Raw genomic sequence first — 12,641 nt, 5'->3', positions numbered from 1 at the left:
GCCGGCACCTGCCATGTGGATCTGGTGCCGGGGCTGCGCCCGCTGCTGCTGCACGAGCTGTGTCCACGGCGCACCGTGGTGCCGCTGCCGGCGCTGCGCCGGGTCTTCGACGAGGTGGCCTGCGACCCGCAGGTCACCGGGCTGCTGCCGCGGGTGCCGGCCGACCATGCCCTGGTGCTCGGCCAGTACCTGGGGGCGCTGGGACTGCTGGATGATGAGCAGGAACTGGAACTGCACCGTCAGATGCTGCAGGAGGCCGCTGACTGCGGCGCCGGGCACGTGGTGTTCAAGCCGCACCCCAGTTCCTCCCCCGCCTCGGCACGCAGGCTCGCCGTCCTCGCCGCACAGCAGGGCCTGGGGTTCACGCTGCTGCGCACCCCGCTGCTGGCCGAGACCGTGATCGGGGCGCTGCGCCCGCAGCGCGTCATTTCCTGCTTTTCCACCGCACTGGTCACCGCCCACTACATGCTCGACATACCGGTCAGCGCGGTGGGCACCGACGCGCTGCTGCAGCACCTGGCCCCGTACCAGAACTCGAACCGGATCCCGCTGACCCTGATCCACGCGCTGTTCCGCCAACAGCTGCCGGCCCCCTCCCGGGTGCGGTCGGGTTCGGTGGATGAGCTCAGCGCCCTGGTGCGCGCCGTGTCGTACTGCATGCAGTCCGGGCAGCTCGAATCCCTGCGCGCCCAGACCGAAGAGTACCTGGAAGCCAACTATGCGGCCCACCCGGAGTACTTCAAGCGCCGCCGGCTGGCCAAGCTGGACCTGCCCCCGCGCTGGGCCCACCCCAACTCGCAGCGCAGCCCCGTGCTCCGGTTGCGTCGCGCCGCCGGCCGCTCGGTGCGCGGCATGCAGCGCCGCGGGGCGCGGGCCTTTAGCAGCATGGCCCGTCGCCTGGAGTCGGGAGCGCGTGGGTGAAAAAGATCGTGTACCGCCCGCAGGCGGAGGTCAGCCGACCGCGCTTCGGCCACTGCCGAGTCTGGGTCGAATCCCCACTGCAGCTGCTCTCTGCGGTGGAAACCCATGCAGCGGGGCTGCTGGGCAGCAACACCCGAATCGTGCCACGGCAGAACATGCCGCTGGAGGCCACCACCAAAGCACTGCTGCAGGCCGCCCCCCGCGGGCTGGCGATTGCCGAGCCCTCCCGCAACCCACCGGCACCGCTGTCCACCGATGAACGCTGGGTCACCGGGGACGCCTACTCGGGAAGGGTGCAGCGTGCCCTGCTGGGGCCGGTGCAATCCCGTGAAGTGGTCATCATCGACGACGGGCTCGCCACCTTGGCGCTGATCCGCCAGCTGACCAGCCAAGATCCGGTACCACTGGTGCGGGAGCGGGTGGAGAACTCCGCGGGCCGCAGGGCACTGGGACTGGCGCTGTGGTACCGGCTGCGTTTCATGGCGCGCGATCAGCGCCTGCTGATCGTCTCCGCCCTGGACGTGGATGAGCCCACGCGGGAACGCATGGAGCAACTGGGCATCAAGTTTGCCCAGCACCGCTTCGAATGGCTCGCCGCCCAACCCGTGGCCGAGAGCTTCGCCGAACCCACCTTGGTCATCGGCTCGGCGATGAGCACCGACGGGCTGATCCATCCCGACCCGTATCTGGAATGGCTGCGTGATGTGGCCCAGGACGGGCCGCTGGCGTATTTTCCGCACCGCCGCGAAACCCCGCACCTGCTCGAGCTGATTGACCGGATCCCCAATGTCCGGCTCAAGGAGCACACCATTCCCATTGAAATGCGCCTGCGCCGGTTGCGTTCCGGGCAGCTAATCCGCTCCTTGCCCTCCACAGTGGTGCCCTCGCTGCGCCTGCTGCTGGGTACGCAACGCCACCAGGTCATTCCCCAAGCGGTGCCCGAACACTGGTGGACCGCCGCGACATCCCGGCAGCTGCGCGAGCACCTGTCCAATTCCCTGAAGGTGTGATGCCCGGTGACTCCCTCCATCTTGGCCGTGGCCGACTCCGACTCGTACCTGAAGTTGGCCGCCCATCTGCTGCACCAGCTCGGCGACGGATGGCGGCGGCGGGTCGTGGTGGTCCGCACCCCCACAACCCCCACCGACGAGCAGATCCTGGCGGCGTTCAGCGGCACGGATTTGGACCCGCAGCACGTCCAAATTCTGCCGCTAAGTCACCTCACCGCCGGTACCGTCACCGAAGATGTGCTGTTCGCTTCGGCCACCGGGCCGATTGTCTCGGAAATATATGCCAGGGTCCTGCGCAGCGAACCGGTCGATGCACGCCGCACGGCGCTGGTTTCGGCGCTGCCGGGCGTAGCTTTCCCCGCGACGGCGAAAGGCTGGAACTATCGTCGGGCCGGGGATGCCTTCATCTGCCATTCGCACGCCGAGGTGCGGGATTTCTCCTTCCTGGCCGACTCCGAACCCGGCCACCAGCCCACCCTGTTGCTGGGCAAGTTGCCTTTTTTGACCAGTCCTGGCTTCCCCGCCACTTGTAGCCAGCCGATTAACCGAGTCGTGTTTGCCGCCCAGGCCAAGGTTCCGAGCGCACGTGATGAGCGTGAACAGATCCTGCTGGCCCTGGAAGGCGCGGCCCGGATGAACCCGGGTACCGAGGTCATCATCAAATTGCGCGCCCGGGCCGGAGAACCGCAAACACATCTGGAGCAATACCCTTATGACGCGCTGTTGGAGCAGATGGTCCAGGACGGACGGCTCTCCCGGACCAGCCACATCCGTTTTGCCACGGGGGCGTTGCACGAATTTCTGGTTCCGGGAACGGCGTTGGCCACGGTTTCTTCAACCGCGGCACTCGAGGCCCTGGACCACGGGTTGCCGACCCTGGTCATCAACGACTTTGGCGTTGACGCTGCACTGATTAATACGGTGTTCGTCGGCTCCGGGATTCAAGGCAGCCTGCAGCAACTGCAGATGCTCGGATTCAGTAATCCGAACCGCGCATGGTTGAGGGAAAATTACTTTCATCGCAATACCCGCGATCTGCATGACGCACTGCAACTCCTGGCATCTAGAGCGCAGACTGGAACGCTGCAGACAGACGAGCAAATGCTGGCACGTTTGAAGAACTTTCCTCTGCGGCAGCGCGTACGCACCGTAATGCCCCGGCCAATGCTGGAAATTGCCCGAAAGTTGCGGCGGATTCTTGGACAGGCGTGAAATGAGAGCTACCAGACACCTCATGAGCATCTGAAACTTTGCTAATGACATAATATTTCATGATTTTCCACTCCTAATAACTTGGTCTACGTTCGCCGAGCGCGGTCGTTCACGCCCAATATAAGTTTTGGTACTGACTTTGTTTTCAGTCATTACCGACCGAACTCAGAGGACTTTCCGTCCACATGAGGTCGGGTGGTAACAGTAACGAGCCTCGGTTCCCAATCTCTTCGCCGAAGCGGGAATGAAAGTGCATAGTAAGGGACTTAAGATCTATGGGGGAGCCTGTTTGCGGATAACTCTTATCTCTTGGATCCGCTCCCCAAAGCTTTCATCGTTTTCCAAAGGAGTTCATGTGTCGGCGAACCCGATCAGAGTTGCCATCGTCGGTGTGGGTAACTGTGCCACGTCACTTATCCAAGGCGTCGAGTACTACCGCGATGCGGCAGCTGATTCCACCATTCCGGGTCTGATGCACGTTCAGTTCGGCGACTACCACGTCAGCGACGTACAGTTCGTCGCCGCTTACGACGTCGATGCCAAGAAGGTTGGACTGGATCTTGCTGACGCAATCCTGGCCAGCGAGAACAACACCATTAAGATCGCGGATGTGCCGCAGACCGGAATCACCGTCCAGCGGGGACATACCCTGGATGGCCTTGGCAAGTACTACCGCGAAACCATCGAGGAGTCCTCGGCCGAACCGGTGGACATGGTTCAGTCCCTGAAGGACGCCCAGGTCGATGTACTGGTCTGCTACCTTCCGGTGGGTTCGGAAGAAGCGGCCAAGTTCTACGCACAGGCTGCGATTGACGCTGGCGTTGCCTTCGTCAACGCACTGCCGGTCTTCATTGCGGGCACCCCGGAATGGGCGCAGAAGTTCACAGATGCTGGTGTTCCGATCGTCGGCGACGACATCAAGAGCCAAATCGGCGCCACCATCACCCACCGCGTCATGGCAAAGCTCTTCGAAGACCGTGGGGTAGTCCTGGACCGCACCTACCAGCTGAATGTGGGAGGCAACATGGACTTCAAGAACATGCTCGAGCGCGAGCGTCTGGAATCCAAGAAGATCTCCAAGACCCAGGCGGTCACTTCCAACACCTCAGCCGCCCTGGGTGCCGATGACGTACACATCGGCCCGAGCGACTTCGTGTCATGGCTGGACGACCGCAAATGGGCTTTCGTGCGCCTCGAGGGACGCAACTTCGGTGATGCGCCGGTCAATCTCGAATACAAGCTGGAGGTTTGGGATTCCCCGAACTCCGCGGGCGTCATCATCGACGCGGTGCGCGCCGCGAAGATCGCCCAGGACCGCGGCATTGGCGGTCCCATCCTCTCCGCTTCCAGCTACTTCATGAAGTCACCGCCGGAGCAGTACGACGACGAAACCGCGCGTCAGAAGGTAGAGGCCTTTATTCGCGGCGAGATCGAGCGTTAACGGTCCACTCCGCTCGGAGTCTTCAGGTGCCCACCGTGTCCACAAGGCGGTGGGCACCTGCATTTAAGAGCTCTCGTGGTCGGACTGTGAAACTCCTGCATTGTTCCAAGGCCTTCGTCATCTGGGTGCGGCAAGGCCCGCCGGGCCACAGGCCGGCGGGCCTCGTCTGGATATTCGGTTGCGGTTCCATCATGTATCCCCCTTGGTCTGGCACTGACGGTAATGGCGTCAGCCGACCCCTAGCGGATACGGAAGTACATTTCCGGTGGAACGTGATTCTTCATTTCACGTTCGCGACGTGCCTGATGGAATCGCGTTTCCTTGAAGCGATCACTCTGATCGCCGCGGTAGCGCTTTTTCACTAGCCTCCCCTCCTTTCCGTTTGCGTCGAAAGGACGGGGACAACTTGAGGGTTCGAAAGCGAACTACGCGCTTTCAGGCTCTCCGGTCCGGCGAAGATCAATTCCGCGGCGCGGATAGCACGGGTTGGAGTAGTGCAAAGAGGGGCAGACATGAGAAAAGTTCCTAGAGGTTTCGGTCGAATACTGACTATTCAGCCTCAGGAACTTTTTGATGAGTTAGTGTGAGAGAACTAGATCGTCATCTGTCCGGAGGCTGGGGAAACTCGCCGCACGCGGGCGTAAAAGCCGGCAAATCCGCCGCCATTAGTCCAAGAAATCTGGATCATATTCATGTTTCCCACCTCCTTAGGTCTGCTCGAGTCGATCGCACCTCAGGTGCGAGACTGCAACGTTTATTGTCTCTTCGATCTCGTTAGTCTCATTGAGACTTCCCAATCACGATACCCAGCATAACTGAACTCTGCGCGGAATATCCAGCCACAAGGGAAAATACTTTAAAGATTCTTCGGCTTCACGGGCCACGCGGTGCCGCCGGACGTGTGAAGGCTGCTGTCCCAGAAGCAGAAGGCGGCTGCAGCTACCAATACATAGCCACGGCAGTCACCCGGGAAGCCTTCGGGCAAGTCCTACCGTCACGGAAAGCACAAACAGCCGCCGTCCTGCAATCACCACACGGCAGCGCGCAGGAGGGCGGCAAACCCGCAATGTGCGCGGCTTAGTCCCGCGACTCGGGCTGCTCGGCCCACCACTGCAGGAGGCGTTCTCCGGCCTTGTCCTCCCCCAAGGGGCCTTCGTCAAGGCGCATGTTCAACAGGAACTTATACGCACGTCCCACTACGGGCCCCGGAGAGATCCCCAGTAGCTTCATGATCTGCTCGCCGTCAAGGTCGGGCCGAATGGAATTCAGCTCCTCCTGCTCAGCAATCTGCTGGATCCGGGTTTCCAGGTCGTCGTAGGCGAACGATAGGCGATCGGCCTTGCGGCGGTTGCGCGTCGTAACGTCCGAGCGGGTCAGGCGGTGCAGACGCTCGAGCTGGGGACCTGCATCTGTCACGTACCTACGTACCGCGGAATCTGTCCAGCCGGCTTCCCCGTAACCGTAGAAACGCATATGCAGTTCAACCAGACGGGCAACGGCCTTGATCGTTTCCTTGTCGAAACGCAGGGCACGCATCCGCTGCTTGACCAACTTGGAGCCCACCACGTCATGGTGACGGAAACTGACCGAGCCGTTGCTCTCGAATTTCCGTGTCGCCGGCTTGCCAATGTCGTGCATCAGGGCAGCGAAGCGCAGCACAAAATCGGGTTTCGGAACCGCTCCGTCGGCATCGGTCTCGTGATCAATCGCCTGCTCCAGCACGGTCAGTGAATGCTGGTAGACATCCTTGTGCCGGTGGTGCTCGTCGATCTCCAGACGTAACGCCGGAACCTCGGGCAGCATGATGTCGGCCAGCCCGGTTTGCACCAGCAAATCGATACCCGATCGCGGGTCCGCGCCATTGATGAGTTTGACCAGCTCATCGCGGATTCGCTCAGCCGAAATGATCTCGAGCCGGTCAGCCATGTGCCGCATGGCCTTGCGAACCTCCGGTGCAACGTTCATTCGCAGCTGCGAGGTGAAGCGCGCAGCCCGCATCATCCGCAGTGGATCATCGGAAAAAGAGACTTCCGGAGATCCAGGCGTACGAATCAGCCCCTCATTCAGGGAGGCGACTCCGTCAAAGGGATCGATGAGTTCCAGCTGCGGCAAACGCAGTGCCATGGCATTCATGGTGAAATCGCGCCGGAACAGATCGTCTCGCAGATTATCGCCAAAGGCCACGACCGGCTTGCGAGAATCCTTGTCATAGGCATCCGCGCGGTAAGTCGTGACTTCAATGGTGTCCCTGCCCTTACGCAGCGCGATGGTTCCGAAGTCACGGCCCACATCCCACGTTGCGTCCGCCCAACCCTCAATGACGCTCAGGGTCTGATCCGGCAGCGCGTTGGTCGTGAAATCCAGGTCAGGTGAGACGCGTCCAAGGTAGAGATCACGGACCGGTCCACCGACCAGCGACAGCTCGAATCCAGCTGCGACGAAGCGGTCAGCCAACTCGAAAATGACCGCGGGAAGAATCTGGCGCAGCACTGCGTGGGAAGGAAGTTCGTACATAGTCCTTTAAGGGTGCCAGATTTCCCGGCCCCGTGTGCACGTACTCGGTGGTATTCACTGCGACAAAACTCTCCGCGTCACGTTGTTAACGGAATGTTAGGCGTTTTGTCGATACAGTGGTTTCATGAACCGTCCGATCCCGTCCGCACCTAAGCGCACGCCATTGACAGCGTCAATGGCGCATGCGCACGCGGCTGGAGGGCACCAACAGCTGCCCACCGTCGAGGAGGTTTCCTCCGGCGGTATCGTGATCGATTTCGATGATTCCTCCTTCCCCGTAGCAATCATCGCCCGGTACAACCGAGGCGGGCGGCTCGAGTGGTGTCTTCCCAAGGGCCACCCGGAGGGCGAAGAGACCAATGAGGAAGCCGCGATCCGGGAGATCGAGGAAGAGACCGGAATTGCCGGTCGGATTCTCGCGCCCCTGGGATCCGTGGACTACTGGTTTACCGTCACCAACTACCGGGTCCACAAAACGGTGCACCACTTCCTGCTCGAGGCCACAGGTGGCGAGTTGACCATCGAAAACGATCCGGACCATGAAGCCGTGGACGTCGATTGGGTTCCCCTGAACGCATTGGGCAAGAGGCTGTCTTTTCCCAACGAGCGGCGCATTGCCGACCTCGCGCGCGAGGTGCTGACCCGCTATGTCACCGGTGGTTAGCCAACAGGGTTCACAGGTGAATCGCCCCGGAGAACGCCGGCACGGAATCTACAGAAAAACAGCGTCTTCGACGGCCACGTGACTCTAGCCAAATCACCCACATATCCCGTCGTATCGCAGGTAACATGAGGGATGGCGGGGAATCCGCCTGAATGCTCAACCAACCCTTGGAGATGCACGTGTCGCAGTCCATCGATGTCGGGTCCGTCCTCGGCGGTCGCTACCAGGTCACCGAATTTGTCTTGACCTCCGCCGAAGGAGACCTTGTCCTCGAAGGCATTGACCAGGTGCTGAACAGATCCGTCAGTATTCTCGTTGCGTCGACGGACAATTCCTCACAGCTGGCCAGCAGCGCGCGCGAAATCGCGATGGACGAGCGTTCCGCTGAGGTCCAGGTCCTCGACCTTGGCGTTACGGACGCCAATCAAACTTATCTCGTAGCCAATCTGGCTAATTCGGCGGACTTGCTCGACTTGGTGGTTGAGCGCGACGCTCCTTATGTCGAGCCGTTTTTCACAGATACTCTGGGCACCGAAATTTTCGGTGAATCTCGTCAGGCAGTACCGCAGACCTACGAGGATGACGACGCCTACTACGAGCACCTCCGCTATGAGGAGGAGCCGGAAGAGCAGGGCCGTATCGGAAACGCTCTCAGCAGTGGATTCAGCGGTCTGAAGAACCGGTTCGGGCGCAAGAATGCGTCCCCTGAGGGTGATGAGCAATCACTGCCTGCTGCAGAGGGTGATGATGTCGACCCGAAGACGGCTCCGCAGGAGACGTCTTCTCCAAGCACCACACCGGTTGCGCCGATTAAGGGCTCGGAAGGGGGCGCCAAGCCTGCCGACAAGGCAAAAGTCACCCGTCTTGAGGACGACGAGCCGAATGTCACCGCCACGGCGGCGTTGTCTTCGGCCGAGCTTTCCAAGGGCAAGGAACCAAAGTCTTCCAAGGACAAAAAGAAGCCTGCTGCCGCAGGGGCGACGTCAGCGGCAGCTGCAGCATCCGAGTCTCCTAAGAAAGAACCCCGCGGGGATAAGCCAACTGGCTCTCAAAAGGCCAGTGGGGCTGCGGGGGCCGCCGGTGCCGGCGGGGTTGCTGCTGCCGCAGCAGCCGCATCCGGCAATGGCTCGAAGGCCAAAACCTTCCCCGCCGCAGCCAAGAACGTTCCTGCCTCCAACGCAGATTACGAAAATCCGGAAGAGAACAACGAAAACAGCAGCAAGGGAGCTCGCCTGTTGGTGGGCGCCGTGCTGATCGCTGTACTCGTCATTGGGGTAGTTTTCGCGTTTAACTTCCTCGGCCGCGGTGGAGGCGATGAGCCCGTAGCTCAGACGCCGCCGAACGAAACTCAGGAGCAGCCCGCCGAGCCGAATGAGGAGTCCCCTTCGGACACCGAGTCCCCGTTGCCTGCCCCGGAAATTGCTGATGTTTCCCGGCTGGTGCCAGGGAACCAGAAGCTGAACGCTGAAACCGATGACACTCTGTCCAAGATGATCGACGGTAATCCTGCCAGTGTTTACAACACCTACTCGTATACCACCGCGAACTTCGGCGGTTTTGCCTCCAACATGGTGTTTATCCTCGAGCTGGAAGATGAGTCGAAGATCAGCGAAGTTCAGCTTGACGGCCTCAACGCCTCTGGAGGCAGCTACCAGATTCTGATTGGTGACAGCGAAGACCTGGGCGAAGCAAACTCCGTGGCCAACGGCTCATTCACGGGCCCGTCGCTGACTGTTCCAGTGAATGAAGAGCAAGCCACGGGCCAATACGTCTTCTTGAACGTTACTGAACTGCCGCGTCGCGCTTCTGGCGCGAATGCATCTCGTCCCTTTGGGCTGCAGATTGGTGAGTTCTCGGCCAAGTAACACTGACGGAATTTTTCACCGTTATCAAACGTTGAGGTGCATAGTGAGGTCTAACCGCACTATGCACTTCGCATTTACATGAAATGAAAGGGTCCCTCCCCCGTGGCTTCAACACAGAATGATGAAATCCGCGATGTCATCATCGTCGGTTCCGGTCCAGCGGGCTACACGTCAGCAATTTACACTGCGCGCGCGAACCTGAATCCACTGGTCATTGCCGGTTCCGTAACCGCTGGTGGAGAACTGATGAACACCACCGACGTGGAAAACTTTCCTGGTTTCCCACAGGGCATCATGGGACCCGACCTTATGGACAATCTGCAGCAGCAAGCCGAGCGCTTTGGCGCTGAAGTACTCTTCGATGACGTGACGCATGTGGATCTCACCGGAGACATCAAGAAGGTCACCGTCAACGACGGCACCGTCTTCACCGCGCACTCCGTTATTGTTTCGACCGGGTCAGCGTACCGCGAGCTTGGCCTGGAAGATGAGAAGCGTCTGTCCGGCAAGGGTGTCTCCTGGTGTGCAACCTGTGATGGGTTCTTCTTCCGTGATCAGCAAATTGCAGTTGTTGGCGGCGGAGATTCGGCGATGGAAGAAGCACTCTTCCTGACCAAGTTTGCCTCGAAGGTGTACGTGGTGCACCGGAGAAACGAACTACGGGCCTCGAAAATTATGGCAGACCGCGCCATGGCCCACGAGAAGATCGAGTTCGTTTGGGACTCTGAGGTTGTCGGGATCGAGGGTGCTGAAAAGGTCGCCGGCCTGCGCGTAAAGAACCGTAGCACCGGTGAAGAGAAGACTCTGCCCGTCACGGGCGTTTTCGTCGCTATCGGCAACGATCCACGCACCGAGCTGGTAAAGAATCAGCTCGAGCTGACTGCAGAGGGCACTATCGCTGTTGACGGACGCACTTCTCAAACCTCGTTGAAGGGCGTATTTGCCGCCGGCGATGTCATCGACGCTCGGTACCGGCAAGCGATCACCGCCGCAGGTTCTGGATGCGCAGCCGCAATCGACGTTGAACACTTCCTGGCGGATCTAAAAACCCCCGTACAGGCGACGAATTAAGCTCTACAGAAAGGTGGTTGTCTCTCATGAGCAACGCAAAGGATGTCACCGAAGCAAGCTTCCAGGCGGACGTGCTGGAAGCAAGTAAGCCGGTAATCGTTGATTTCTGGGCAGAATGGTGTGGCCCCTGCCGACAGCTGAGCCCCATTCTTGATCAGATTGCCGTCGAGCACGCCGACAAGGTAGACGTCGTCAAGATCAACGTCGACGAAAACCAGGGCATCGCAGCAAAGTACGGAATCACCAGTATTCCTGCTGTCTACGTTTTCAAGGACGGTGAACACGTCGCTACGTCGATTGGCGCCAAGCCGAAGCCTGTTCTCGAGAAGGAATTCGCTGCCTACCTCTAGGTAGTGAAGAACGAAGTATCGACCACTAAGGGTGGCGGATCAGTGATCCGCCACCCTTAGTGGTCTTTTTCTACCGGAGAATAACCCCTGTCGTCGGACGATTAGCGGATCAAAGGCTCTGGAATAATCGACGTTTGAAATCAAATATCTTGTGTTGTTTTTTCTGTTACCAGTCCTCGACTGATAATCCCGAAGGATCATGCCCGAGATGCACGCCGCATTCGGCTGATGGCACTGTGAAGAATGATTGCTGTCTTTCCTTCGCTTTCTGCGCGCCGCGTGCTTCTTCGCAAATCTAGCAATGACGTCTCCCGCCACCGTTCAATACGAGTGACGTCCACGAGCCATGATGGAAATAGCTATCAGAGCTGGTCCATCACTTGACGGCTACTGGGTACTCCTACTCAATGACCACTATGCTGTCGCCAGAATTTTGCGTTTCGTGCAATTTTGCTGTTCTACCGCACACGGTGCGATTTCAAAGAGTCTGCGTAGTGGGGTCAAGAGGGATGATCCCGCGATCATCAAGCTTCCGGAAAGCAGCCTTCTAAACGTAGCCCCGGGCTAGAGCGCTTCCCGTTCCCCCCATCATCCTCAACGCAATCGCGGCCGGAGTTCTTGGATACTCGTACTGTAATTGACGGCATTAAGCGGCTCTTCACAATCCAGGGTGTAAAACGGGTCTGAACCCGCCGGATTCCAAAAGTGAACGAGCAATATAATTCGCTAGGCTCCGGAACCCCAGAGCACTACCGCGCAGGTGTTCCAACCTGCCGTTGATCGCTTCGGTGGGCCCGTTCGAGGTGCCTGCCCGGTCAAAGTAAGCCAGGATATCCCCGGCCCGGCGTTTCAGGGTGCGGCCCAGGGACGCCAGTTCGGGCAGCCCTGTAGGAATTTTAGCTTTGATCAGCTCGATGACCTGCTCCATCGACCACTTGCCGATACTCTTCTCCTTTTGCCGGTACGCGTCCACGATGCGCTGATAGATGTTCCAGGTGAATTGCACTGGCTCATGCTGCTGATCAGCAAATAAGGCATCAAGCCGTTCAATCTGCTTCTCAGTAAGCAAACCATCCCCGGTCAATAGCGTGCGACGCGCCGCATAGAGCGGATCACCCTTGCGACCGCGGTGACCACGGGTGTCTTGCTGCACCCGTTGACGGCACTTATCCAACGCTTCGGCAGCAAGGCGCACCACATGGAAGGGATCCATCACTTCTACCGCGTCCGGGAGTTCCTCGGCAGCGGCGGTTTTGAAGCCACTGAACCCGTCCATGGCCACCACTTCAATCCCGTCCCGCCATTCTTGGGGCCGGTTCGCGAGCCAGGACTTGAACACGGCCTTGGAGCGGCCTTGCACCATATCCAACAGCCGGGCCGGGCCAGCACCTTCGGTGACCGGAGTCAGGTCAATAATCACGGTGACGTACTTGCCTCCAGCACGGGTGTGGCGCCATACGTGCTCATCCACCCCAATGACTTTCACCCCGTTGAACCGTTCAGGCTTGTTGATCAGCACCCGTTGCCCCTGACCCAACACCGCGTCATTAGCGGTATTCCAGGACACGCCCAACCCCTCAGCGACCCGGGCCA

11 protein-coding genes are annotated in these 12,641 nt (G+C 59.7%); 8 read left to right on the top strand and 3 right to left on the bottom strand.

Annotated features, from left to right (window positions below):
- The 4 genes from RCJ92_RS12315 to RCJ92_RS12300 form a co-directional block, all read left to right on the top strand.
- Positions 1-921, top strand: a 921-nt coding sequence (locus tag RCJ92_RS12315) for a polysialyltransferase family glycosyltransferase (RefSeq protein WP_446754705.1), incomplete at its 5' end; no start/stop codon positions are given.
- Positions 918-1,931, top strand: coding sequence for a hypothetical protein (locus tag RCJ92_RS12310; protein WP_446754704.1), 1,014 nt, complete (start codon positions 918-920; stop codon positions 1,929-1,931). The genes RCJ92_RS12315 and RCJ92_RS12310, both read left to right, overlap by 4 nt.
- A 27-nt stretch (positions 1,932-1,958) precedes the next feature.
- On the top strand, positions 1,959-3,143 hold the full coding sequence (locus RCJ92_RS12305) for a DUF6716 putative glycosyltransferase (RefSeq protein WP_446754703.1): 1,185 nt from the start codon (positions 1,959-1,961) through the stop codon (positions 3,141-3,143).
- Between the two features lie 355 nt (positions 3,144-3,498).
- Positions 3,499-4,584, top strand: a complete 1,086-nt coding sequence (locus RCJ92_RS12300) for an inositol-3-phosphate synthase (RefSeq protein WP_054820501.1) — start codon at positions 3,499-3,501, stop codon at positions 4,582-4,584.
- A gap of 239 nt (positions 4,585-4,823) precedes the next feature.
- Here the strand turns inward: RCJ92_RS12300 and RCJ92_RS12295 are convergent, their stop codons facing one another.
- Positions 4,824-4,946, bottom strand: a complete 123-nt coding sequence (locus RCJ92_RS12295) for a hypothetical protein (RefSeq protein ID WP_446754702.1) — start codon at positions 4,944-4,946, stop codon at positions 4,824-4,826.
- A 715-nt stretch (positions 4,947-5,661) separates the two neighbouring features.
- Positions 5,662-7,098, bottom strand: a complete 1,437-nt coding sequence (locus RCJ92_RS12290; RefSeq protein ID WP_446754701.1) for a CCA tRNA nucleotidyltransferase — start codon at positions 7,096-7,098, stop codon at positions 5,662-5,664.
- A gap of 124 nt (positions 7,099-7,222) precedes the next feature.
- On the opposite strand from RCJ92_RS12290, the gene RCJ92_RS12285 reads away from it, so the two are divergent.
- From RCJ92_RS12285 to trxA, 4 genes are all read left to right on the top strand, one after another.
- Positions 7,223-7,762: an NUDIX domain-containing protein gene (locus RCJ92_RS12285; protein WP_138176463.1), complete on the top strand. Its 540-nt coding sequence runs from the start codon at positions 7,223-7,225 to the stop codon at positions 7,760-7,762.
- A 152-nt stretch (positions 7,763-7,914) separates the two neighbouring features.
- The gene (locus tag RCJ92_RS12280; RefSeq protein ID WP_446754700.1) at positions 7,915-9,627 is read left to right on the top strand and encodes a hypothetical protein; all 1,713 of its coding nucleotides are present in this window, start codon (positions 7,915-7,917) and stop codon (positions 9,625-9,627) included.
- A 102-nt stretch (positions 9,628-9,729) separates the two neighbouring features.
- Positions 9,730-10,698 (top strand): thioredoxin-disulfide reductase, encoded by a 969-nt coding sequence (trxB, locus tag RCJ92_RS12275; protein WP_446754699.1) that lies wholly within the window; start codon positions 9,730-9,732, stop codon positions 10,696-10,698.
- Between the two features lie 26 nt (positions 10,699-10,724).
- Positions 10,725-11,048, top strand: coding sequence for a thioredoxin (gene trxA, locus RCJ92_RS12270; RefSeq protein WP_138176459.1), 324 nt, complete (start codon positions 10,725-10,727; stop codon positions 11,046-11,048).
- 658 nt (positions 11,049-11,706) lie between these two features.
- Here the strand turns inward: trxA and RCJ92_RS12265 are convergent.
- Positions 11,707-12,641: ISL3 family transposase (locus RCJ92_RS12265; RefSeq protein ID WP_446754698.1), on the bottom strand; the 935-nt coding region annotated here is incomplete at its 5' end.

The sequence above is a fragment of the Glutamicibacter sp. BSL13 genome (assembly GCF_052928425.1).
Note: the sequence above shows the minus strand (reverse complement) of the source record. Positions and strands in the feature narration are given on the sequence as shown.